22 protein-coding genes are annotated in these 22,303 nt (G+C 62.1%); 6 read left to right on the top strand and 16 right to left on the bottom strand.

Annotated elements, in window-relative coordinates; translation table 11 throughout:
• Positions 1 to 156: 156 nt before the first annotated feature.
• Positions 157 to 1,692, top strand: coding sequence for a phosphoenolpyruvate carboxykinase (ATP) (pckA, locus tag OP10G_RS09330; protein WP_052547653.1), 1,536 nt, complete (start codon positions 157 to 159; stop codon positions 1,690 to 1,692).
• 243 nt (positions 1,693 to 1,935) lie between these two features.
• Here pckA and OP10G_RS09325 read toward each other — a convergent pair whose 3' ends face one another.
• The 5 genes from OP10G_RS09325 to OP10G_RS09305 all read right to left on the bottom strand — a co-directional run bounded on the left by OP10G_RS09325 (position 1,936) and on the right by OP10G_RS09305 (position 7,216).
• Entirely contained in the window at positions 1,936 to 2,667 is a 732-nt protein-coding gene (locus OP10G_RS09325; RefSeq protein ID WP_025226155.1) for a hypothetical protein, read from the bottom strand.
• Between the two features lie 11 nt (positions 2,668 to 2,678).
• Positions 2,679 to 4,295 carry an FAD-dependent oxidoreductase gene (locus OP10G_RS09320; protein WP_025226156.1) on the bottom strand — a complete coding sequence of 539 codons (1,617 nt, stop codon included), beginning with the start codon at positions 4,293 to 4,295 and terminating at the stop codon, positions 2,679 to 2,681.
• Positions 4,296 to 4,474: 179 nt separating this feature from the next.
• The gene (locus OP10G_RS09315; RefSeq protein ID WP_025226157.1) at positions 4,475 to 4,909 is read right to left on the bottom strand and encodes a hypothetical protein; all 435 of its coding nucleotides are present in this window, start codon (positions 4,907 to 4,909) and stop codon (positions 4,475 to 4,477) included.
• A gap of 49 nt (positions 4,910 to 4,958) precedes the next feature.
• Positions 4,959 to 5,984 (bottom strand): hypothetical protein, encoded by a 1,026-nt coding sequence (locus tag OP10G_RS27115; protein WP_025226158.1) that lies wholly within the window; start codon positions 5,982 to 5,984, stop codon positions 4,959 to 4,961.
• 74 nt (positions 5,985 to 6,058) lie between these two features.
• Positions 6,059 to 7,216: a sensor histidine kinase gene (locus OP10G_RS09305; protein WP_025226159.1), complete on the bottom strand. Its 1,158-nt coding sequence runs from the start codon at positions 7,214 to 7,216 to the stop codon at positions 6,059 to 6,061.
• Positions 7,217 to 7,222: 6 nt separating this feature from the next.
• Between OP10G_RS09305 and OP10G_RS09300 the strand changes: the two genes are divergently transcribed.
• Positions 7,223 to 7,588, top strand: a complete 366-nt coding sequence (locus OP10G_RS09300; RefSeq protein WP_025226160.1) for a hypothetical protein — start codon at positions 7,223 to 7,225, stop codon at positions 7,586 to 7,588.
• Between the two features lie 26 nt (positions 7,589 to 7,614).
• On the opposite strand, the gene OP10G_RS09295 is transcribed toward OP10G_RS09300, so the two are convergent.
• Positions 7,615 to 8,295, bottom strand: a complete 681-nt coding sequence (locus OP10G_RS09295) for a response regulator transcription factor (protein WP_025226161.1) — start codon at positions 8,293 to 8,295, stop codon at positions 7,615 to 7,617.
• 42 nt (positions 8,296 to 8,337) lie between these two features.
• A complete protein-coding gene (locus OP10G_RS09290; protein WP_025226162.1) occupies positions 8,338 to 9,096 on the bottom strand; it encodes a GDSL-type esterase/lipase family protein in 759 nt (252 codons plus the stop codon).
• A gap of 48 nt (positions 9,097 to 9,144) precedes the next feature.
• Between OP10G_RS09290 and OP10G_RS09285 the strand changes: the two genes are divergently transcribed.
• The gene (locus OP10G_RS09285; RefSeq protein ID WP_025226163.1) at positions 9,145 to 10,341 is read left to right on the top strand and encodes a hypothetical protein; all 1,197 of its coding nucleotides are present in this window, start codon (positions 9,145 to 9,147) and stop codon (positions 10,339 to 10,341) included.
• Here the strand turns inward: OP10G_RS09285 and coaD are convergent.
• The 6 genes from coaD to hisG form a co-directional block, all read right to left on the bottom strand.
• The gene (gene coaD, locus OP10G_RS09280; RefSeq protein ID WP_025226164.1) at positions 10,338 to 10,826 is read right to left on the bottom strand and encodes a pantetheine-phosphate adenylyltransferase; all 489 of its coding nucleotides are present in this window, start codon (positions 10,824 to 10,826) and stop codon (positions 10,338 to 10,340) included. The two genes, OP10G_RS09285 and coaD, sit on opposite strands and share 4 nt — an antisense overlap.
• A 145-nt stretch (positions 10,827 to 10,971) precedes the next feature.
• Positions 10,972 to 12,555: a peptide ABC transporter substrate-binding protein gene (locus tag OP10G_RS09275; RefSeq protein ID WP_025226165.1), complete on the bottom strand. Its 1,584-nt coding sequence runs from the start codon at positions 12,553 to 12,555 to the stop codon at positions 10,972 to 10,974.
• 18 nt (positions 12,556 to 12,573) lie between these two features.
• A complete protein-coding gene (locus OP10G_RS09270; protein WP_025226166.1) occupies positions 12,574 to 12,990 on the bottom strand; it encodes a hypothetical protein in 417 nt (138 codons plus the stop codon).
• 61 nt (positions 12,991 to 13,051) lie between these two features.
• A complete protein-coding gene (locus tag OP10G_RS09265; RefSeq protein ID WP_025226167.1) occupies positions 13,052 to 14,398 on the bottom strand; it encodes a carboxypeptidase-like regulatory domain-containing protein in 1,347 nt (448 codons plus the stop codon).
• A gap of 721 nt (positions 14,399 to 15,119) precedes the next feature.
• Complete coding sequence (locus OP10G_RS09260) at positions 15,120 to 15,488, bottom strand: hypothetical protein (protein ID WP_025226168.1); 369 nt, start codon at positions 15,486 to 15,488, stop codon at positions 15,120 to 15,122.
• Positions 15,489 to 15,519: 31 nt separating this feature from the next.
• Complete coding sequence (hisG, locus tag OP10G_RS09255) at positions 15,520 to 16,389, bottom strand: ATP phosphoribosyltransferase (RefSeq protein ID WP_025226169.1); 870 nt, start codon at positions 16,387 to 16,389, stop codon at positions 15,520 to 15,522.
• Positions 16,390 to 16,481: 92 nt separating this feature from the next.
• Between hisG and ubiE the strand changes: the two genes are divergently transcribed.
• Entirely contained in the window at positions 16,482 to 17,237 is a 756-nt protein-coding gene (gene ubiE / locus OP10G_RS09250; RefSeq protein WP_025226170.1) for a bifunctional demethylmenaquinone methyltransferase/2-methoxy-6-polyprenyl-1,4-benzoquinol methylase UbiE, read from the top strand.
• Positions 17,234 to 18,247 (top strand): polyprenyl synthetase family protein, encoded by a 1,014-nt coding sequence (locus OP10G_RS09245; RefSeq protein ID WP_025226171.1) that lies wholly within the window; start codon positions 17,234 to 17,236, stop codon positions 18,245 to 18,247. Before ubiE ends, OP10G_RS09245 begins: the two co-directional genes overlap by 4 nt.
• Before the next feature lie 145 nt (positions 18,248 to 18,392).
• Here OP10G_RS09245 and OP10G_RS26755 read toward each other — a convergent pair whose 3' ends face one another.
• Entirely contained in the window at positions 18,393 to 18,797 is a 405-nt protein-coding gene (locus OP10G_RS26755) for a cupredoxin domain-containing protein (protein WP_025226172.1), read from the bottom strand.
• A 64-nt stretch (positions 18,798 to 18,861) separates the two neighbouring features.
• Positions 18,862 to 19,851: a phosphotransferase enzyme family protein gene (locus OP10G_RS09235; RefSeq protein WP_025226173.1), complete on the bottom strand. Its 990-nt coding sequence runs from the start codon at positions 19,849 to 19,851 to the stop codon at positions 18,862 to 18,864.
• A gap of 53 nt (positions 19,852 to 19,904) precedes the next feature.
• Here OP10G_RS09235 and OP10G_RS09230 point away from each other — a divergent pair, with 53 nt between their 5' ends.
• Positions 19,905 to 20,165: a GlsB/YeaQ/YmgE family stress response membrane protein gene (locus tag OP10G_RS09230; protein ID WP_025226174.1), complete on the top strand. Its 261-nt coding sequence runs from the start codon at positions 19,905 to 19,907 to the stop codon at positions 20,163 to 20,165.
• 2 nt (positions 20,166 to 20,167) lie between these two features.
• Here OP10G_RS09230 and OP10G_RS09225 read toward each other — a convergent pair whose 3' ends face one another.
• A complete protein-coding gene (locus OP10G_RS09225) occupies positions 20,168 to 22,228 on the bottom strand; it encodes an ATP-dependent DNA helicase (protein WP_025226175.1) in 2,061 nt (686 codons plus the stop codon).
• Positions 22,229 to 22,303: the final 75 nt, after the last annotated feature.

The following is a 22,303-nucleotide window of genomic DNA, read 5'->3' as shown; positions in this document are numbered from 1 at the left end:
ACCCTGCCTATGAACCCTCGACCACCCTGGTCGTGTGAAAAAGGGCCAAGGGCTGGAAGCCCTTGGGACCCACTGGCAAGATGCCAGTGCCGCTGGGGGCGGTAAACTTTTGATCGGCCGCCGCCATCCGGTGAGGCCGAAGGGAATACGCCAACGATGTCGTCGTCCACCACCACCCTCACCATGCCAATCGACCTCCAACGGGCCGAAGCCGTTTACAATCCTTCCGTCGAAACCCTGATCAGCGACTGTCTGGCGGTCGACGAGTGCAAAATGGCGAGCAGCGGCGCCGTTGTCGCCTACACCGGGAAGTACACCGGACGAACGCCCAAGGACAAGCACATCGTGCGGGAGCCGGGCTGCGAAAACAACATCTGGTGGGAGAACACCGCCCCGATGTCGCCCGACACCTTCGCCAAGATCGGCAACCTCTTCGCGGAATATGCGGTTGGTCGAAAGCTTTATGTCATCGACACCTTCGGCGGTGCGGATCCCGACCACCGGATCGCCGCTCGCTTCATCGTGGAGCGCCCTTACCACGCTCTGTTCATCAAGCAGCTCCTGATCCGCCCAACCGCCGAGGAGTTGGCCAAATTCGAGCCGGATTGGACGATCGTCGACTTCGGCAAACGAAAGATGGACCCCGCCACCGAAGGGACCAAAGGGGATGCGGTCATCGCCCTCAACTTCGCCGAGAAACAGGTCCTTATCGGCGGCACCGAGTATGCCGGTGAGATGAAGAAGTCGGTCTTCACGATCATGAACTACCTCCTTCCACTGGAGGGAGTGTTGAGCATGCATTGTTCGGCCAACATCGGCCAAGAAGGGGATACCGCACTTTTCTTCGGACTTTCCGGTACCGGAAAGACTACGCTTTCGGCCGACCCGGAGCGCCGGCTTATCGGCGACGACGAGCACGGTTGGACCGACAAGGGGGTCTTCAACATCGAGGGCGGGTGCTACGCCAAGTGCATCAAGCTGAGCGAAGAAGGCGAGCCGGAGATCTTCCACGCGATCCGGCGCGGCGCGGTTCTCGAGAACGTGGTGCTCCGTCCGGACGGCACGCCGGATTACAACGACGACTCGCTCACCGAGAACACACGGGCCGCCTACCCGATCGAGCACATCGAGAACGCCGTGCTTCCAAGCATGGGCGGCCATCCCAAGAACATCGTCTTCCTCACCGCCGATGCGATGGGCGTCCTTCCGCCGATCGCCCGGCTCACGCCGGAGCAGGCAATGTACTACTTCCTCAACGGCTACACCGCCAAGGTCGCCGGGACCGAGGCCGGAATCAAGGAGCCCCAAGCCGTCTTCTCCACCTGCTTCGGCGCCCCGTTCCTGCCTCTCCACCCCAAGGCGTACGCCGACCTGCTAAAGGAGAAGATCGAGCGGCACGGTGCCAAGGTTTGGTTGGTTAATACCGGCTGGACCGGCGGACCGTACGGAGTCGGCGAGCGAATGAAGCTGCGGTATACGCGGGCGATGCTGAAGGCCGCGTTCGAAGGTGAGTTGGACGAAGTCCCCTACGACATCGATCCTATCTTCGGCCTCCACCTACCAACCTCCTGCCCCGGAGTTCCCACCGAAGTCCTCCAACCCCGTGGCACCTGGGCCGACCCCGCCGCCTACGACGCCAAAGCCAACGAGCTAAAGTCGATGTTCGAAGCAAACATCGCCAAGTTCACCTAACGTGGCACGGTGCTTCCAGCCCGTGTGTATCACCACCAACGTGGCACGGTGCTTCCAGCCCGTGTGTATCACGACCATCCTGGTCGTGTAAATGGGCCAGGGGCAAGATGCCCCTGGGACCCACTGGCTGGAAGCCAGTGCCACGATCGGCTGTAGCATCGGCTCCCAGCCGATGAACCCCAAAACGAAACGGCCAAGGGCTGGAAGCCCTTGGAACCCACTGGCAAGATGCCAGTGCCACGGCTACTTGTCGAATACGACGCCCTTAAACGTCTTCCAGACGTAAGGGCGGGTTTGGAGCTCGACGTGGCCGACTACTTCGTAGCGGCCAGTGAACCAGATCCGGGTGGGCAGGACGCTTCCTTGATCGGTTTCGGACGAGAGGAACGGCAACGCCTTTCCCCTCCGGTCCAAGACTTGGACACGGAAATCCTGCGAATCCGGATCGACCGGGAGGACGACGTCGACGACCACCGCATTTTTCCTCTGCGCGTCCGGGCGAGCCATGCGAAGGAACCCGATGCCGCTACGTTTCAGCCCCGCCGTACCCTGCGGCGTCACAGTGCCGACGGTCTTCCAGCTTCCCGTCGCGACACCGATTCTGACCGCCGCCGAGGCGCCGCGGTGGTTCGCGATTGCATACGCCAGCCACTTCGGGGCTCGGGAGGAACCCTCCTTGTGTACTAGCGCGGCGGGCCTGACCGGTCCTCCGACTACTTGAAACGCCACTCCTGGCGGAACCGATTTTCTGGTCCCGACTTCCGCGAACAGAAGGCGGACGTGCGGGGCGGCCCCCGGCGTAAGCTTTACAAGCCTGGCCGGCATAGGAGGCTGCGCGAGCGAGGCTCCCGAGGGAGACCATGTGCGCTTACCTGCGCTGTCCGAAACCGCGACCAACTTGAGCCGAGTTCCTCCGGGAAGAGAAGCCGAAAATGCTTGGGGAGCGAGAAGCAAGTATCCGATAAGGGCGATCATGTTCTCTTCACCTACAGCGCCCGTAACTGGGGCCACTCGATTTCAACCCCCTGGTCGATAAGGAGCTGTTGGAACTCTTTCGTCAGCTCCGAATTTTCGTAGACTCTGGCCGGCGCCATCTCCCGACGCCAACAGAACGCGGCGAGAAGGCCGGCTGCCTCGCCGATATTCCACTCGACCGGGTGCAGGCGGTAGCAGCCGTTCGTAATGTGGGTCACCCCAATGTTTTTCGCCGCCGGAATGATGTTCTTCATCCGGACCGGCACCAGGGCCCCGAGCGGAATCTGGAACGGTAAAGAGCTGAAATCGATGTACGATTCGCCGCTGGTGCTTGGATGGAGGTCGACTCGGTACGCCCCGATTCCGATGGAATCCGGATACTCCCGGCCTCGATCCCGGCCCGGGTTGGCGGCAGCGGATACGTCGTACTCGCGCACGGTCGCCCGCGCAACGATGCGGCGTGACTCCCGAATGTAGGCCGCCTTGGCAAACCCGTCGTCGGTCCCCATAATGTCGGGTCGTAGGTAGAGGCCGGGGTACCCGACTCCACCATCGGGGCGCGGCGCTTCGGTTTGCAGCCAATAGAGGAGGCACCACGAAAGCTCCTTGGCGTCGAGCAATCGCTCGGCCGAGGTCTCCCCGCCCGCGTAAGGAACGTGGTCGCAGGCCGCCGGATTCCAGTCGTCGTCGACGTCGATCACGCTGCCGAGGAAATAGTCGTTCATCGGCCAGTTCACGATGGTAACCGGATGAGGCACCGTTCCAGGCTCGAATCGCGACGGCTCCACGATCTGCCGATACTTGAAGAGGCAGAACCAATCGTCGCTGAACAGGGGAATGTGACGCGGACGGTTCGTTTGAGGGTTTAAGTCGTCGAAGCCGATCAGCGGGCCGGGCCAAAACTTCGGCTGGAACGCGCGCCACCCCTCGTACTGCTCGGGACGGTCGATCACCCGGTTCGAGCCTTCGTCGTGCGCCATGGCAAATACCCACGTGAGCCCTTGCACGTTCTGCGGCTCCGCTGGACCATCCACGGCGTGCTCTTCGCCGGTGTCGGCCTTGGACTCCGCGCCCACCACGTACTCGGTGTCGGTTACCCTGAGCAGGTCGCCGAGCTCGGTGGCGTCAAGAACGTACGGCGCCCAAACCGTAAGCTCCTCGCGAGCGCCGACCGAAACGAAGGTCACGCACCGGGCTTCATCGCCGTCGACGTCGGCTTCCACCGGCACGTGCTTCAGCAGGACGCGCAGTTGGCCGGTGGCGAGATAAGGGGCGAGCATCCGCTGAAGCACCTGATGCCCGATTCCCGGCTCGTGGCACAATCGGCTGACCCATCCCCCGCCGGGGTTGAGCCGAAGGTCGTCTCGATAACGGCCTAGGAGTGGCGTGTGCTCCCGGTAGTGAGACCGAACCAAGTTTCGGTACCGCCGGTACCGGGCGGTGCAACCGAACTGCTCGATCCACGGGTGCTCGTCGGGCGGCACCGCCTGAGCGGTGAGCTGCCCTCCGATCCAGTCGGTTTCCTCCGCCATGACCACGCGGCAGCCCAGAGCGCAAGCCGCGAGCGCGGCGGCACACCCACCGGTACCACCCCCCACGATTAGTACGTCGCAGCTTAACTCGCGCATTGCTGCGTTAGGCTACCTGCCAATACCGCCCGGAGCAAGTTATCCTGTTAGGGTGCGCTACTTCGTTATCGCTCCCGACGGACAGAAATACGGCCCCGCCGAAATCTCTACGCTGAATTCGTGGATCGCCGAGGGTCGGCTGATGCCGAACCAGATGCTACAAGACGAGGCAACCGGCGCTAGCCGCTCTTGCGAAGACGAAGGACCACTTGACCGATCGGTGTGTCCTGCGTCACCGTGAGCGTCGTCTGCTCGGAATTCAGCTTCGCGCGGACCGTCTTGCCGGTGAACATCGAAGCCGCCGCGTCGAACCCGCGAAGCATCGACTTATCGGGTTGCTTTGCCGGTACGAATTCCACCTCACCCGCCTTATAGCTCCACTTTCCTTCGACGACGGTCGGACTCGCGAGAACGAAGGTTCGGTCCGAGAGAAGCTTTACGTGGACATTCCGTATCTGCTCTTGGAAAGGCTTTACGAGATCGGGAATCGGAATGTCCGGAATCTTCGTTCCTTCGGCATCCACCGTCCAGTTACCGACAAGCCGGTCCTCTGGCGACTGAGCGCAACCCACCGCAAGCAATGAAGCGATGGACAAAAAATAAAGGGGTCGCATAGGTCCTTATGGACCTATACGACCCTTTGGGTCGGTTCGTGCGATGCGTCTATTCGTCGTCGCCACCCGGCCGACGATCTCCGCGCCTGGCCGGCCGTTTCAGTTCGAACGGCTTGCCGAGCATCGACTTCCACTTGTCCCGCTGCCCGTCGGTGAGCACCTTCATGATCTCGTCGTTCACTCGCCTGCGCTGCGCCTCGTTCTCCTGAGGCGGAGGTCCGCCGAAGCCACCTTCTGCTCCGGGACCGCCGGGGCCACCAGGGCCGCCGAACCCGCCTCCGGGGCCACCCTGGCCCGGTCGGCCAGGACCACCGCCAGGACCGCCTTCCCCGCCCCAGCCCGGTCCGCCTTGCCCGCCCGGCCTACCGGGACCGCCGAACCCACCGCCAGGACCATCCGGACCGCGATTCCCTCGCGGTCGATTCCGATCCAGGATCTCGTGGATCTCGTCGACCTGGTCCTCCGAAAGACCGAGCGCCTTGGCATGCTCAGGGCGTACGATCGCTCCTGGACCTTCCATCTGCAGGGAGATCTGTTGGTAGCGGGCGAATTGCCGCTCCGACAGAATCCCTTTCAGCTTCGTGTCTTCCTCGCGCTTCCGCCCCTGTCCGCCGCGTCCCTCCGGGCCACGGCCTTGCCCACCGGGGCCACCGAACCCGCCTTCGGGACCACCCTGACCCGGTCGGCCGGGACCTCGGCCCGGGCCGCCTTGGCCGCCGGGGCCACCGGGGCCTCCGCCAAAGCCGCCGCCACCGAAGCCCCCCTCAGGAGGGGGAGGACCGTCGTTACCCATGAACTCCGGAAGGTGGAACGCCTCACGAATTTGGTCGACCTGCTCTTCGGAAAGGCCGAGCTCCTTGCGGACCTGCGGAATCATCAGGATCATCGGCCCGCCCATCGGGCGTGGCGGCCCCTGCCTCATCCCCGGCCCGAATCCGCCGGGCATCCCGGGCTGTCCGCCTTGCCCGCCCCAGCCCCCTTGGCCACCCGGAGGCGGAGGACCCTGGGTGAAGGCGGCGGCGCTGATTGCCACGCCGGCGGCGATGGCCAAAGCTCTCTTAAGGTTAGTCGTCATTTCAAGTCTCCTCGCCGGATCGGATCTCCGCCGGCTGCTTACGAGGATCAAGTTACAACTCGTTTATGAGGAATTCATTTGAGTGGCGACGAATCCGAAAAAAGTGGAAAAAATGCTCGCGCGGTCGTTCCGACGCCCGGCGAGCTCTCGATTTCCAGGCGGCCGCCGTGCGCCTCCACGATGTTCTTGCATATTGCGAGGCCCAATCCGCTCCCCCCATCCCGCCGCGTACGCGCCGCCTCCACGCGATAGAAACGCTCAAACAAATGAGGCATATGCCCTGCGGAGATCCCTTCCCCTGAATCTCGCACTGAGATGACCGCCTGGTCACCCGTGCGGCCGGTTTCCACTCTGACCGTTCCTTCCGCCGGGGTGTGCCGGACGGCGTTCTCCACCAGGTTGGCAACCACGCGAGCGAGATGCTCGGCATCGCCTCGGATCATCAGTGCCCGGTCCGAGAAAGCGCTTTCGACCGGACGTCCGCCCGCCACTCCCTCCAGCGCCTCCGCGACGACGACCCGCAGGTCGATCGGCTCCGGCCGAAGCCCCAGCTCTCCCGCATCGGACCTCGCTAGCGTAAGCAACTGCTGAACCAACCGCGTCATCGACGTCGCCGCCCGATCCGCGGCGGCCAGAGCTTCGCGCATCTCCTCCGGAGACTTGCTCTCGGTAAGGGCGGCGCTGGTCGCCAGCTTTAACCGAGTGAGAGGGGTCCTCAATTCGTGGGAAGCGTCGGCAGTGAAGCGCTGCTGCTGCTCGTACGCTAAAGCCAAACTGGCATACGCTGCTTCCAACTCGGAAAAGGAACGATCCAATCGGCCGAGCATCTCGTTGAACGTGTGAGAAAGCTCCGCCAGCTCATCGTCGCCGGTCACCTCGAGGCGGCGAGAGAGGTCCGAGCGGCTAATCTCAGCCGCCGCTTGAGTGACTTTAGCGATTGGCCGCAACGCCCGATTGGCGAAGGCGTAAGCCCCTCCCGCGGCCACCAAGACGGAGAGCGGCAGGAGCACGAGGAGGGTCCGCATCTGCGCTTCCCAAAGGAGATCCACCTCGCGCAGCTCCCGGGCGAACTGAACTGCGCCGACCACTCCGGTCTCGTTGACGATGGGCCGGGTGTAGACCCGAACCGGCTCCCCATTCATTCGAACGTCGGAAAACGAAGGCGCCCGCCTCGTCAAGGCCATATCGAGCGCCTTTTCATCGAAGGGGGCGACCGCGTCTCCGGGATTCATGGGGCGATGCTCGCGATCGAAGAAGCGGGGACGGCGTACGTCGGCCAGCCGCTGAGCGTCTATAAACGGGTTTATCGCTGGAACACCCGGGCCGCCACCTTGTCTCCCGCCTCCCCATCCTCCGCCGACACCGTCTGGATTGCCTTGTCGGCCGTCCCAGCCTGGAGGTGGATTGGGCTCCTCGGGATCTCCTGGGCCTTGATCGTTTGGCCTTCGTTGGGGAGGAGGCGGACCGAACCGGGCCGCTTGGGTGGCCTGGCGGACGAGATCGTCGTCGATCGAGGCTCTAAGGCGGTTCTGGTTGGTGAAAACGAGGGCGGCGCCGAAGGCGCCCAACAGGCCGGTCAGGGCCACGGCATTCCAAAGCGTTAGCGTCGTCCGGAGCGAGCGACGCGGCACTAAGTCCCCCCATCCGGGGAGCGCATCACATAGCCGAACCCGTGGACGGTGTGAATCAGCTTGACGTCATGCCCCGCGTCGACCTTCTTGCGCAACGAAGTGACGTGGAAATTGACGGCGTTTTCCGTATTCTCCTCCGAGTCCCAGACCCGTTCGAGGATCGCCTCCCTCGTCAAAGTTCGTCCCACATTCCGAGCCAAAGCCTCGAGTAGCGAATACTCGCGCGGAGTAAGGCGGATTTCTTGCCCCGCCCGGCTTACCCGGTGGTCCTTCGAGTCGATCTCCATATCCGCCACCCGGATCACCCCGGTTCGGACCACCTTGTCCCGCCGAAGGAGAGCCCGCACCCGTGCGAGCAGCTCGCGGGCATCGAACGGCTTGACCAAATAGTCGTCCGCGCCGTCCTCTAAGCCCCGTACCCGGTCGTCCACCGAGTCGCGAGCCGTCAGCATCAGCACTGGCACCGCTTCCCGTCGCTTGCGTAGCTCCCGGCAGACGGCCCAGCCGTCCATTCCCGGCAACATAATGTCCAGCACGACCAGGCCGTAAGAGTTCATCGCGACCTCGCCGGGTGCGTCGGTCCCGTTGTTCAGAACGTCGACATTGAACCCGTCGCCGCGCAAAGTCCGAGCGATCTGCTCGGCAATCTCTTCATCGTCCTCCACCACCAGCAGGCGCATAGATTTAGTGTTGCTTGTCGGTGTGAGGGATTTATGAGGACCCTATCGGCGGGGTCCCCCAAACAGCTTGGCCAAGGTCGGCTCCATCGCTTCGGCCCAGATTTCTCGGGCGCGATGGTTGGGATGAAGGTAGTCCGGAAAGAGCTCCTTCGACAAAGTCCCATCGGAAGAAAGGAAGACCGGGCTCAGATCCAAGTAGCTGATCATCGGGTCGGTAGTAAGCCCCGAGACCTTGGTATTGATCGCCGCGATCTTTTGCCGATTCCAGGTCGTCGGCTCGTGCTCGTAGGGGAGGATCCCCAGGATCAGAATCTTCATGCGCGGGAGCTTGGTCCGCAAGGTTCGCACGATCTCCGCGGTTCCAGTCGCCACATCGTCGGCGGAGTCGCGCCCCAAGTTGTTCACGCCGATCAGCACCACCGCCAACTTCGGGGAGATACCATCGATCTCACCGTTTTGCAAACGCCAAAGCACATGTTCCGTCCGATCCCAGCCGAAACCGAGATTGAGCGTGTTCCGAGGCGCGAAATATTTGTCCCACAGATCGTTGTGGCCGGCCGAGCTGGCGTCGAACGGATCGCCGCCCCAGCCATGGGTGATTGAGTCGCCCACCAACAATAACTCGACCTTCCCTTTCTTCACCCTCTCCAAGACCGCCTGATGGCGAGCGTTCCAATCGTACGACTTCGCCTTCATCGGCGCCTCGTCGATCGACGGGATGATCGACGCCGGACGGGTCTCCTGCGCGGTCGCGGTTCCGATGGCGCAAACGGCGATGGTCAGGCCGAGAATCCGTTTCATATTTTCTACATGTTAACCCGTTCGTAAGGCGTTGTACGATGTGAGTGCATGGCATTACATGCGGGAAAGCGGGCGTCCGACTGGGATCCGAAATATCTGGGTCTGGGGCTGGTCGGCATCACTGGGTGCGTTATCGGCTTGAGCGCGCTCTCCCCCACTTTCGGACGGTCCGAAATAAAGGTTCGCTCCATTCGCGTGGTGGCCAACGGAGTGAGTGGCTCGGATCTCCCTTCGGTAGATATCAACGATCCCCGGTCGGGAATGCCCCGTATGAGGGTCGCCATGTGGGCGATGATCGCCCACGATCCACCCGAGCTTCCTTTGACCGGAATGCAGGTCGTCGACGACAAGGGACGCCGATGGCCGTCGGCTCTTAACGTGGGGGTCGGCGCCTTTACCGTGCTCATTCCCGAGGGGTACTCGGAGTCGCCCAAGGCGCTCTACGCCGTACTCGATACCGGGGGTCGGGATTTGATCCGTGTCCGGCTCCCGAACCCGCCCCCTCCTGTTCACGAGGCCCCTCCCAATTTCGGCAAGCCCTGGCCCGGCTTAAGGGCGGAGCTTCACGAGGTGCCCGTACAACGCGACCGGTTAGAAGTGCTCGTGGCGTCGCCACTGCCGGAAGGCCACGTGTTAATGGTCAAGGAAATCGGATCGTCGTCGACGCTCCACGAGAATGTGGTCGAAGAAAGCTCCTTCCTGTTCGCGCTTGGCCGGAGACCGATCCGACAGCCGATTCGACTCCACTACCCCGAAACGACGCGAGAGATTTACCTTCGAGTTCGAGAGCTTGCCCCCGAGAAGCGCCACGCGCATGTGCGGATTCCCGGCCTCCGCCCTCGGTTTCAGTACGGCGAGTGGTGGTTGGCCGACCTTTCAAAAAGAATTCAACTGCCCGATGGCACGCACATGCTGGTTTCCGCCGCCGACCGGCGGCTTTACCGCCCGCCCCGACATCGGCGGAAGGAAGTGCGGATCTTCGTAGTGCCGTCCGGCACCGCCACCGTCGATCGTGCCACGTTGATTTCGCCAACCCACCTGGGAGGCACGCCGGTAATGTTCTGGAACGCCTCGGGCTCCACCCATGGGAAGCGCGTCGACTTCAAGGGCGGCCTCACCGACATCGAATTCGACGTCGATTACTCAGCCTATAAAACCGTTCGACAGGCAACCCTGGCCGTTCCCACCCTCGACGTGATGCCCCCGCTAGCCGACGTTCTACCGTCGATGTATCGGCGAGGCTAGCCTCCCTTCGCCAAGACTTTCGACATCTTTTCCGCGACGGGCGCGGGAACCATTCCCTGATAATCGCCGCCCAAAACCGCCACCTCGCGGACGATAGAAGAGCTGAGATAGCTGTACTCCCACTTCGTCATCAAGAACACCGTATCCACCTCGTCGCTGAGACGCCGGTTCACCATCGCCATCTGAAACTCGTACTCGAAATCCGCGGTGGCCCGCAGGCCGCGTACGATCGACTTGACCTCTTTCGAGAGCGCATATTCGACCAACAGCCCGGAAAAGGTTTCCACCGTTACGTTCGGAAGGTGCTCCACGCTTCGCCGTAGCGCCTCGAGGCGGTCGTCGAGGCTGAGAAGCGGACGCTTCTGCGAATTTGAGCCGATCGAGACGATCAGCGTGTCGAACAGCCGCGAAGCCCGTTCGATGACATCGAGGTGCCCGAGAGTAGGAGGATCGAAAGAACCGGGATAAATCGCAACCGAACGCACGGCGGCAGTCTAGCACCCCCGCCGTAGCATCACGTGGCACTGGCTTCCAGCCAGTGGGTCCCAAGGGCATCTTGCCCTTGGCGGATCGCACGACCAGGAGGGTCGTGACAGGTTCATCGGCTGGGAGCCGATGCTACGTGATGAGTCAATCGACCGTGACCGTCGTGTGCGGAAGCTGCCCGAATAGGTTATTCCGAATTCCATGGACCTTGGGTGAAACCAGGATCGCGTCCCGGCCAAAGTAGATCGGCACGCGGCCTCCATCTTGGATCAGAACGTCTTCAGCTTGCTGGTAATACTTCAGCCGGGTCGGCTCGTCGACCGTCGTATCCCCGAGTTCGCAAAGGCGATCGAACTCCGGATTCCGGTAGCCGTCCCGGTTCTGGGGGGAACCAGAGGTCAGGAGGAAGCTGAGGAAGTTCTGCGGATCGAGGTAGTCGGCGTACCACGAGAGGAAGTAAGACTGCAGTTTGCCTTTGTTCCGAGCGTCCAAGAACGATCCCCACTCCAGGCTCTGCATCTTGAGCGGAAAATTGAGGTTCTGGCGCAGCGAGCTCTCAACCCCTTCGCTCACATGCTGAGAGTCTGGCGTGCTTGCCCGAAAGACGAACTGAAGCGGAGGAAGCCCCTTTCCATTCGGGTAGCCAGCGTCTGCAAGCAGCTTGCGCGCTCCCGCCGGGTCGTAAGGGAGCCCAGCGTATCCTTCCCGGTAGCCGATGATGCCGGGGGCGATCATCCCGTGTGCTTCCGGCATCCCCTGCAGCAGGTCGTGGCAGATCCTTGTTCGGTCGATCGCCATCGCGAACGCCCGCCGAACCCGAGCGTCGCGGAACGGCGGATACGTCAATTGATTCAGCCCGACGTAAAACACCGCCGGCCGCGGCTCGTAAACAAGCTCCGCCTTCAGCTTCGGGTCGCGTTCCACCGCCACTAGGTCTTGGCGTTGCACGGTGAGCATGTCTATCTCGCCGTTCTTATACATATTCATTCGCGTCGAGGCATCGAGAACGATCGGGCGGATGATGCGCTGAAGCTTGGGCGCGCCAAGGTAATAATCCTTGTTCGCCTCCAGCTCCGCCTGCTGCCCCACGTCGAACTTTGTCAGCCGAAACGGTCCGGTGCCAACCGCCGCCTTAACATCGTTGATCTGGTTTAGCCCACACGCTTCCTTTGCGACCACGAAAGCGCACGGATAGGTGAGCTTGCCGAGGAAGTAGGCGCGCGGCTTGTCGAGGGTGAACTCGATCGTCTTCGGATCGATCACCTTGATTCCGCTAATCTGTTTCGCCTGACCCTTCGTGACCTCGGTCGCACCGACGATGTCGCGCAGGTAGTTGGCGGCGGTAATCGAGCTGAGGGTATCTCCACAGGCTCGCTCGAAAGACCACTTCACATCGTCGGCGGTCACGGCACGCCCGTTGTGGAATTTCACGTTCGGTCGAAGCGTGAAGGTCCAAACCTTGCCCCCTTGGGTCCCTTTCCAGCTCTCTGCGATTTGACCGACGATGTGGTTCTTATCGTCATAAGAGACCAGCCCCTCAAAGACGTTCGCCAGCAGGTCGGTCGTGTCGATGTCCTGCACCTTGGCCGGGTCGAGCGTCGTTGGCGCGGCGCTCAGTGTGTAGCGAAAGGTTCCCGCCGAAGCAGTGGAGGAGCGTTTGGAAAATCCGCCGTTGCCGCAGCCGGTAAGGGCAACCGCGGCAATAGCCAAGACGAGAAGACGATTCACGATAGAGATATCGTACTTCTACCCTCGCCCGATCGCCGGTCGCGCTTCGAATTGCTCCGAATTTCGATCCGGCTCCAAGCTTTGGCGAAACGTCTCGAGCATCGCATACGCGTCGGATTCGAAGTGAGCCGATCCCGAGATCTCGCCTTGCCAAATCGACTCGACGACCCAGGAAGGCACCGGCATAAAGACGATCCGCTCCGGCGGATCCAGGCGAACCTCCAGCAGAATCGGCGCGCCGGTGGGGTTCGGGTAGATGAACTCGAATAGGATCGCGTCCGGCGCATAGGTGGTCGAGCCCATCTGTGGCTGACCCTTTGCCCGCGCCTCCCGCAAGACCGCTTCGTCGAAAGAACCCTCGCTCGGGCTTCGTCCCGCCCGCAGCTCGTCGAAAATCCGAAGCCGCCGCTCTGCCGCGTACTGGTTCAGGCTCATCTTCTAAGGATATCTTCCCGCCGCCCGAACGCCGCAGGGCCGAAGCCCTGCGGCATGCCAGCTACGGAACGGTGAACTGGCCGACCGGACTGATCGTGATCGCTGACCCGTCGGAGTTCTGGCCCACCAGGATGTAGTAGAACGTCCGGCCGGAACCGAGCGCGGGACCGTTATACGTGAACTGCGTACCCGCGATCGCCGTTCCATTCACGAATCTCTCGGCGACCCCCAGAGTTGGGTACTCGTCGAAGATGTAGACGAAGTAGCCGGTGGCGCCCGGCGCCGCCGTCCAGTGGAACGTGGGCTGGGGGCCGGCGTTGACGGTTCCGAGGAGCAGATCGCCAAGCGGCCGGACCGAGACCACGTTGCTGAAGTCGCTCTCGCCGTTCGATCCGTCGAACAGGGTGTCGAGCGCCGTGATCGCGTAGCTGTACGTGGTCAGCTCCACCAGCGAGTTGTCGAGGTCCGCGAAGTAGCCGGCCTGCGGATCGCGGAGGAAATCCGTGTTTTGCAGCGCTCCGTTCCCGATGCCCCGATAGACGCCGAATCCGAGAAGCGCGGTGGAAGTGTTCGTGTCCTCGTATCGCGGCCAGAACAAGTCGACCTCGATCGGGTTGCCGTTCGCCGTGAGGCGCTTAACCGACTTCGCGCGCTGCGGACGCAGGATCTGCTTCATCGCTTCCATCGCCCCTTGCTGGCGCACGTTGGACCGGTTCGAAGCGTCGCGAGGCGTCGTGTAGGCCGTCACCGTGAGTCCGGCCGGTTTCGGAACGTTTGTGACCTGTGCATCCGGCAGGACGATGTTTAGGAACCGCTTCTCTCCGGCGGTGAGGGTGATCGAGTCGAAGTCGCTGTTATAGCCGAGCCCGTTTGCCTGGATTCGATACGTGAGGTTGGATCGTAGCGCCCCGATGTCGAAGTGCCCGTCTCCATCCGTAATCCCAACCGCACTGGTCAAGAGCGTATCGTTCGCCACCGGCCGCAAGAATAGGTGCACGCCCCGAACGAGCCGCCCCTGGCGGTCGCGGACCTCTCCCTCGATCGCCGCGAGCTGATCCTCCCTGAACATCGCGATGTTCACGTCTTTCGTCCGCTCGCCGGAGTTAATCTGAGCTACGTTTTGGCCGAAGTAGCGAACCCCGTCCTTCGTCCGCTCGGCTCGAATGGTCACCGTTCGAGTCGGCATGTCGGTCAGAAGGTAAACGCCGCCGGAGTTCGACTGCGTATTGCGCTTGTCGCTCGCCGATGCGTCGAAGTAAACGTGGGCGTCGCGAACGACGAATCCCCCCTCGTCGAAAACGACCCCCGAGACTTCACCCCGTCCGTTGGTCCCCGACCCACCGGATCCCCCGCACCCGCCAAGGAGCAACATCACTCCGGCGGCCAATATCGCATGCGCGAATTTCATATGACAAGTACGTACCGCATCCGCCACCGTTTCTGCGTCCTTTTCGGCGCAACTTCGCCAGCGACCACCGCATCGATCAAAAAGCGATCGGCTAGCGCCGGGTCTGGCCACGATTGGCGGCCGAAACCCAAGGTTTATGGTCATTCACAAAATAGATTTAGACTTCCCTTATCTAATTTCACCCGTAGCCCGTGGCTTTAGCCGCGGTTCAAGGTTCTACCGGGGATAAATCCCCGGGCTACCGGTGAACCTGGATTGTCAATCTATTTGGTTGGTGACCAATAGCCACGGGTTTCAGCGGCACGATCATCCGCCTGCACCCGTGGCACTCCAACCTACTTAGGAGGGGGATTAAGGCGAGGAGACGACCCCGAAAACCCTTGCCATTACGCACATCTCAGATTTCGATCTAAAGGAGACGTTGAACGCGCCCCACCGGCGGGGAGGGACTAGGCCGAACGGTCGGAGTCCCCATCATAAGCATCCGGACCTCGGAGAGGTCAAAGAGCTTAGCCGCGGGTCGCAGACCCGCGGATAAAGAGCCACCACCCTCCCCGACCCCGACAGGTGGTCGCAGAACTTACCGCCGACTTAGACATAGGCTAACCGGTTGGATTGATCACTCCCCCAATCGGTTCGTTTCTACTCACGCAGTGTTTGGCGGTAGGGACGCCAAGTTGCGAGTCTCCAAAAGCACTAGCACGGAGCCACCCGGCCGGGGTTATTCGCTAGCCTTATTGCTGTGCCGCCGCCAGGTCGCCAACCTCCACCAGCAATACACCGGGGCGATCAGCACCTGGAAGGCGTTGAGCGGGTTGACGGTGGCCAGCAGGTGAGCGTTGGAGTCCGTCAGGTAGGAAATCGCAATCACTACGAGACCGACTCCCCAGTAAAGCCCGGCAACCCAGAACGCCCACTTCTGTTGAAAGAAGATGCCGCCAAGGAGCGCCAATTCCAACACCCCCATAGCGATCTCCGAAGCGATATTCGGGTGGGGGTGCCGACTCCTCGCGAGATACTGAATCTCCGCCGCCAGCAGAAAAGCCAAGCATCCGACACTGACCACTCTGTCTAGTTGGCGGACGTTCATCGATCTGCTTCCTGGAGTCCTGACCGACGGCTCAGTAAATGACCTTGTTCAGCGGATACTCCACGAGCCCGGTCGCGCCCGCGCGCTTGAGTCGAGGAATCAAGTCGCGGACTTCCCGTTCGCTCAGGATGACCTCGGCGGCGATCCAATCCGCATCGGCCAGCGGGCTCAGCGTCGGATTCTTCAGCGAAGGGAGAATGCCTAATATCTCCTCTTTCTGAGCCATCGGCAGGTTCATCTTTAAGCCGACGAGCTTGGCCGCGTTCATGGCCCCGGTGAGCAGGATCTCCAGCGATTCGACTTTCTCCCGCTTCCAGTCGTCCTCCATCGCTTGACGGCTGGCGACGAACCGGGTCGTGGAGGTCAGCAACGTGTCGACGATCCGCAAATTGTGCGCTCGCAAAGAATTGCCGGTTTCCGTATTGACCACGATCGCGTCTACCAGCGACGGAACCTTGACCTCGCAAGCGCCCCAGGAGAACTCGACATGAGCCTGAGTCTTGTGTTCGGACAGGTAGCGCTCGGTAAGGCGCACGTATTCTGTGGCGATCCGCTTCCCCTCCAAATCCTTCGGGCCCTGAACCGGGCTGTCCTGGTGCACCGCCAGCACGACCCGGATCGGGTTGTTGGTCAGCTTGGAATACCGAAGCTCGCAGATCTCATGCACCTGCGCGCCGGAGTCGGCGATCCAGTCGGCGCCGGTGAGACCGGCGTCGATCACCCCGTCCGCGAGGTAGATCGGGATCTCTTGCGGGCGGAGCAGGATCGGGTCGATGGTGTCGTCGTCGATCACCGGTTGGTAGGAACGAGAGGAGACTTTAATGGAGAACCCGGCGCGCGCAAACAGTGCGAACGTCGCCTCCTGCAGGCTGCCTTTGGGCAAGCCCAGCTTCAACTTCATGATCAGAGAGTGTACCGGTCGTCCCGATTTTCAATTTCTTCTGAAACTACAGACACAGTCCTGTCGTCACAGGTATAACCGAAAGGAGCGAAATGGCGACGCAGGTCGAGGAACGAATTTGGACGGCGGAAGGGGCGCGAAAGCGAGCCACGGTCCAACAGATGTTTGCGGAGATCGCGCCGACTTACGATCTTTTGAACGGCATGATGTCGTTCTCGCTCCACCACCGCTGGCGGACCTACGCGGTTTCCCTTTTAAAACTTCAGCCGGGCGACAGCGCCCTCGACGTCTGTTGCGGCACCGGCGACTTTCTATTTCCGCTCCGTAAAGCCGTTGGAACCGCCGGGCACGTCGCCGGCGTCGACTTTTGCGCCCCGATGCTTGCCCGCGCTTCGGAAAAGCTCCACGCCAATATCCTCGCCCTTGGCGACGCGTGCCAGCTTCCCATCGCCGGAAGCTCGGTCCACGGCGTGACGGTCGGCTGGGGAATCCGGAACGTACCGGATATCGATGGCGCCCATCGCGAGATCGCTCGGGTGCTTAAACCGGGCGGACGGTTCGTCTCCCTCGACATGGCTCGCCCCCGCAACCGCGCGGTGCGGGCGGTGTCGGAGTTCGTTTTCAACTCGATCGTTCCCCGCCTTGGGGCGCTCTTCGGCAAGACGCAGGCGTACACCTATCTTCCGAAGAGCACCCAGAGGTTTTGGACGCGCGAGCAACTCGCGGCCTCGATGGAGAGTGCCGGAATGGTCGAAGTCGGCCACCGCGACCTGATGTTCGGCAACATTTGCATCCATTACGGACGCAAGGCCGATCCCGGTGGAACACTCGGAGAAACCCGCGAATGATCGCTCCCGCTCTCAAAGTCCTTAGCCAGGGCCGTATCAACCAAGACCTGCTCACCCAGATCTCCGACGAAGTCGCCTTCGTCGAAGAGGAGCTTCAGCTTCAGGTTCGTTCTAAGGTCGAGCTCATCGAACAAGTCGGCCAGCTAACGTTGTTGGCGGGGGGTAAGCGGCTTCGTCCCGCCTTCGTCAGCCTCGCCGCCAAGGCGACCGGTCTGCCATTCGACGTGGAGCGTACGCGCCTTCTCGGCGCGAGCCTGGAGATGATCCACATGGCGACGCTCATCCACGACGACGTCATCGACCACGCCAGCACCCGCCGGGGCCGTCCAACCGCGTCGGCGGAGTACGGCAACACCGCGGCGATCCTCGCCGGCGATGCGCTGTTAGCCCGTGCGATGTTGATCCTATCTCGCGACGGGGACGTGGATCTCGTTCGAGTCGTGGCCGAGTCGGTCGCGGAGATCGCCCAGGGCGAGGTTCGCGAGCTCGAGGTCCGGGGGGACTTCGATCTAGACGAGGCCACCCACCTCGAGATCTTGCGAATGAAGACCGCGAGCTTTATCGAGTGCTGCTGCGAAGTCGGCGCGATGGTGGCGGGAGCGACCCGCGAGACGTGCCTTGCCCTGCGGGCTTACGGACACCACGTCGGGATGGCGTTCCAGATCGCGGACGACTTACTCGACTACCGAGGCGACCGATCGAAGACGGGAAAGCCGAGAGCCGCCGATTTTCGCGAGGGACAGGCGACCTTGCCTCTCATCTACCTGCGCGACCGGCTTAGCAGCGAAGAGGCGGCCGTCGTTCGTCAGGGGTTCGGTAACAACCCCAGCGAGGATGAGATCCGACTGCTCACCGAGTGGATGGAGCAGCGCGGCGCATTCGAGCGCGCGGAGAAGATCGCCCGCGAACACACCGCCCGAGCCACTGCCGCCATCGACCATCTCCCAGCGACCGTCTCCCGTGAGCTACTGGAAACGGTAGCCGAGTACGTCGTCCGACGAGACCGGTAGCCCGTAGCACGGGCTTCCAGCCCGTGTGTCACGACCAAGCGTGGCATGGGCTTCCAGCCCATGTGTATCACGACCATCCTGGTCGTGAGAATGGGCCAAGGGCAGGATGCCCTTGGGACCCACTGGCAAGATGCCAGTGCCACGGTTACCGCACGATGACGACGCCGGCCATGCCGGTTCCTAGCACCGTGCCGTCGCCGGCGGCGCCGTGGAAGCGGCAGTGGTAGTAGTACTTCGTCCCGGAAGCGGCGCCGGACGGAACCGTCCACTCGAACGAGGCGCCCGACGGCAGTCCACTCGGAAACATTGTGTCGGAGTCCATCCCTGCGGTCGCGACGTCCGGCTTCACGGTGTGAGCATCCGCATCCCCGTTCGTCCACCGAACCGTCGTTCCGGCCGGAACGGTCAGGCTTGCCGGACTGAACATGTCGTGAGGCGTACCCGCTTCCATCCGAATGAGACCCGGGTGCGTATCGACGCTGCGGCTCGAGCTGCCGCCACAACCGGCCAGTGCGAGCAGGGACAGAAGGAGAAGGGTTTTCACTTTCATCGCTGTATCTCCGTGGAAACTGTTAGTGACGATTTTACGGAGCTTTTGTTGGCTGTAGCATCGGCTAGGAGCCGATGCTACGGGTCGCTCGTATCCCCTCGCAGAGGCCGCCGATAAAATTGGCCCCGATCTCCCGGATGTTAGGGTTATCGGTACGTACCAGAATCCAGTTGCATATTCCAGCCAACCGCAAGCGGATGAAGGGCTCCAGCCGCTCCTCGGTTCCAGGCGGTAATCGCCGGACCTGCTCGTAACCGGCCAGCATAGCGGCGCGCGCTTCAAGATACTGGGGTTTGGTTGCGAGGTAAGCCAGAGCGGCGGCGAAATCATAGAGCCAAAACCCCCAGCCGGTGTCGTCGAAGTCGATGAGGTGGAGCCCGGCTTCGTCGAACAAAACATTGCCGTGGTGGAGGTCGGCATGGATCAGGCCGAAGTTGTCGCGGTCGCGGGGGATTTCCCCAAGGAGTTGCCTCGCTTCCCGATCGACCACCTGGAGCAGATCCCGGTCCTCCTCCGTGATTAGCGGATTCGGCTCACTAAAGGCCATCGGCTTGGGAGATTCGAGAGCCCACCCGTGAAGGTTCTGGCGGTCGAACCCGGCCGGCGGCGTCCACCGGGCGCTGAACTCGTGCATGCGGGCCATCGCCTCCCCCAACTGGCGCGCGTCCTCCGGCGTGTACCCTCCTCTTCTGAATTCCCCCGGCTGCCAACTGAGGAGGACGCAGTTCCGCGCTTCGGGCACTTCGGGGACGGATGCCTTGACGACGCGGTCGAGATAGGGCTGGGGCGCCTCAATGCCGGCTTTCCGGAGTGCCGACATGAACTCGATTTCGCTTTCGACGTTAGCGTCCGACTGGTATCCGGGCCGGCAGACCCGCAGGCAGAAAATTCCCTCTGGCGATTCCACTCGGTATGTCGTGTTCTCGGCGTGGTTCAGGGATGCTATGGACGAGGGTTTGACTCCAAATTCGCGCAACGCGGCGCGGCCGAGGACCTCGATCCTCGCGATTTGCTCCTCCTGCGTTAGCGCCGCGAATTCGGGACTTTGTGTCACGAGGAGACAGTGTACGCAACCTAACCGCCGAGCGCACAGTCAATGCCATTGCAATGCCACACGGACTTCTTTGGTGGATCATCGTCGGCCTCGTCGCGGGCGCACTCGCCAAGGCCATTACCCCGGGTACCGATCGCGAGCCGAAGGGGTGCTTGACGACGATCCTCCTGGGCATCGCCGGCTCCTTAATTGTCGGATTTCTCATGACCGCCCTCACCGGCGAGAACGAGCGCGGCGGCATGATCGGAACGATCATTGGAGCCACGATTGGCGCAGTCCTTCTAATTTTCGGCGCGCGGAAGCTCTGGAAATAGTGTTAAAGGAGACTCATCGGTTCGAGGCCGATCCAACCCACGGCGTCGTCGAGGTTTCGGAAGGTGCGCATCTCGGGCGGGAGGTTGGCCAGAATCTGCTCCCCATAACCCTTTGTTTGGACGCGCGGGTCGATGATGACGATCAGTCCTCGGTCGTCCGCGTGCCGAATCAGGCGGCCGGCGCCCTGGCGGATCATCATCTTCGCCATCGGAAGCGTGTGCTCGAAGAACGCATCGCGGCCCTGTGTCTGAAGATACGCAAGCCGGGCGATCTGGGGCGGGTCGATCGGAACTTCGAACGGTACCCGGACCAAAACGACGCACGAAAGCGTCTCACCCGGCGCGTCGAACCCGGTCCAGTACGAGCGGAGCGCAAAAAGCGAGGAGTGCACGTTCGCCTTGAACCGCTCTCCAACCATCGCCGCGCCGTACTTGAGCTGCATGTAGATCGGTAGCTCCGCCGACAGGTTCATGTGCTGGTACACCCCCTCCATCTCTTTACGCGAGTGGAAGAGGGCGAGCGTCCGGCCGCCGCAAGCGACGATGATCTTCGACAGCTCGCTTGCCACCGACCGCCAGTAACCCTCCTCGTTCCCTTCCCTTCGAGCGATCGTTGGGTCGGGAATTCCGGGAACCGGAGGAAGATAGAGGGCGGCTTGCGAGCCGAAATCGAACGGCGTCGGCAAGATCTCTTCGAACCGCGGCTCGGCCCCGGTCACCCGCCGGAAGAACTCGAAGTTTCCGTCCGTCGCCAAGGTAGCCGAGAGGCACGCGTAAGGGGTCTTATCCCAGATCAGCTCCTTGAGCGGCTCGGCCAAATCGATGACGTCCTGTCGCAACATCGCGGTTGCGCCGCTTTGCCCCGCGTAGCTGACGGCGACTCCCTGAGGATCGAACAGCGAGAAGCATCCGATGCCGTACTCGCGCAGGTAGGTGCCGTAATTTCGGATCGACTCTCCCGCCTGGCGAACCCTCTCCGGGTCCTCTTCCCGCCATTCGTCCATCCGCCGATCGACCCCTTTGACAAACTTCTCGCACGAGTCGCTTACCTCGGAGGCAAGGCTCTTGGCCCCCTGCATATCGTCCTTGGTTCGGCTAGCCCGCACCTGAGGGTGCTCCATCATTTCTGGAGGCGAGCCGGTCAGGATTCCCGGTCGGCCGAGTTCGATTGAATAGGCGATCAGCTTCTTCTGCGCCGATTCGATCGCGACTTTAAAGTCCGCGCAATCTTTAAGCCACGCCATCCCGTCGCCCGCCCGCTGAGCCAGCGGCAGGAGCGCACTTTCCATTCGATGGGCAACCGCGGCGAGCGCTCCCAGCTTCGCGCCGCTCAATTCGAACTCCAAACCGTTGCCTGCGGCGGTCGGAAAGTCGTGCGCCTCGTCGAGGATGAGAAAGTCGTAATGTCCCAAAAGGCCGCCCGAATCCTCGTTCGACCTCTTCATCAGCGCGTCCTGGATGACGACGCTATGGTTGGTGATCACGATTTCCGCCCGCTCCGACTGCCGGCGGGCCTTGTAGTAAAAGCAGTCGTCGTAAGCCGGACACAGCCGGCCCGGGCAAACCGGCGGCGTGGCAACCTTCGACCAAAGCATGCTCAGCTCGCGTGCCGGCTTCCGGATCAGCGCACGAAAGTCCGACTCGTGCCCGATCTCCGCCAATTGCCGGAACGACTCCGTCGTCTCCGGGATGTGCTCCTCCATCGACGCTAAACACGCGTAGCGGGCTCGCCCCATGAGGAGCTGGGCTTTCACCGAATCGCCCGCTTCGAACAGCGCTCGCGCCAAAGGCAGATCCTTCCGCCAATACTGCTCGGCCAGCACGTTCGTATAGGTGGCAATCACAGTTCGCCGCTTGCTCTCCAAGGCGTGGGCCATGGCGGGAATGAGCGATGCGAGCGACTTACCGAGGCCGGTCGGCGCTTCGAAGGCCCCCGAAGATTTTTCTTCGATCAGGTCACAAAGAAGGAGCGCAAGCTGCCGCTGGTCGGAACGGCTCACGAAGCCCGGACGCGCGGAAAGAGTGTCGAACGCCTTCTCGATCAGCTCCGCCGCAGTAGACACCAGACAACTATTATGGCGCTCTTTGCGGGAATCGGTTCATGCCGACGGGCCGAACAACTTTGTCGGCCCACCCGG

Source organism: Fimbriimonas ginsengisoli Gsoil 348 (assembly GCF_000724625.1).
Classification (GTDB): Bacteria; Armatimonadota; Fimbriimonadia; order Fimbriimonadales; family Fimbriimonadaceae; genus Fimbriimonas; species Fimbriimonas ginsengisoli.
The sequence above is the reverse complement of the archived record's forward strand: the minus strand, read 5'-3'. Positions and strand labels throughout refer to the sequence as shown.

Coding starts and splice junctions, on each gene's coding strand:
- pckA (WP_052547653.1), top strand. CDS start 157: ATGTCGTCGTCCACCACCACCCTCACCATGCCAATCGACCTCCAACGG.
- OP10G_RS09325 (WP_025226155.1), bottom strand. CDS start 2,667: ATGATCGCCCTTATCGGATACTTGCTTCTCGCTCCCCAAGCATTTTCG.
- OP10G_RS09320 (WP_025226156.1), bottom strand. CDS start 4,295: ATGCGCGAGTTAAGCTGCGACGTACTAATCGTGGGGGGTGGTACCGGT.
- OP10G_RS09315 (WP_025226157.1), bottom strand. CDS start 4,909: ATGCGACCCCTTTATTTTTTGTCCATCGCTTCATTGCTTGCGGTGGGT.
- OP10G_RS27115 (WP_025226158.1), bottom strand. CDS start 5,984: ATGACGACTAACCTTAAGAGAGCTTTGGCCATCGCCGCCGGCGTGGCA.
- OP10G_RS09305 (WP_025226159.1), bottom strand. CDS start 7,216: ATGAATCCCGGAGACGCGGTCGCCCCCTTCGATGAAAAGGCGCTCGAT.
- OP10G_RS09300 (WP_025226160.1), top strand. CDS start 7,223: ATGCTCGCGATCGAAGAAGCGGGGACGGCGTACGTCGGCCAGCCGCTG.
- OP10G_RS09295 (WP_025226161.1), bottom strand. CDS start 8,295: ATGCGCCTGCTGGTGGTGGAGGACGATGAAGAGATTGCCGAGCAGATC.
- OP10G_RS09290 (WP_025226162.1), bottom strand. CDS start 9,096: ATGAAACGGATTCTCGGCCTGACCATCGCCGTTTGCGCCATCGGAACC.
- OP10G_RS09285 (WP_025226163.1), top strand. CDS start 9,145: ATGGCATTACATGCGGGAAAGCGGGCGTCCGACTGGGATCCGAAATAT.
- OP10G_RS09270 (WP_025226166.1), bottom strand. CDS start 12,990: ATGAGCCTGAACCAGTACGCGGCAGAGCGGCGGCTTCGGATTTTCGAC.
- OP10G_RS09265 (WP_025226167.1), bottom strand. CDS start 14,398: ATGAAATTCGCGCATGCGATATTGGCCGCCGGAGTGATGTTGCTCCTT.
- OP10G_RS09260 (WP_025226168.1), bottom strand. CDS start 15,488: ATGAACGTCCGCCAACTAGACAGAGTGGTCAGTGTCGGATGCTTGGCT.
- hisG (WP_025226169.1), bottom strand. CDS start 16,389: ATGAAGTTGAAGCTGGGCTTGCCCAAAGGCAGCCTGCAGGAGGCGACG.
- ubiE (WP_025226170.1), top strand. CDS start 16,482: ATGGCGACGCAGGTCGAGGAACGAATTTGGACGGCGGAAGGGGCGCGA.
- OP10G_RS09245 (WP_025226171.1), top strand. CDS start 17,234: ATGATCGCTCCCGCTCTCAAAGTCCTTAGCCAGGGCCGTATCAACCAA.
- OP10G_RS26755 (WP_025226172.1), bottom strand. CDS start 18,797: ATGAAAGTGAAAACCCTTCTCCTTCTGTCCCTGCTCGCACTGGCCGGT.
- OP10G_RS09230 (WP_025226174.1), top strand. CDS start 19,905: ATGCCACACGGACTTCTTTGGTGGATCATCGTCGGCCTCGTCGCGGGC.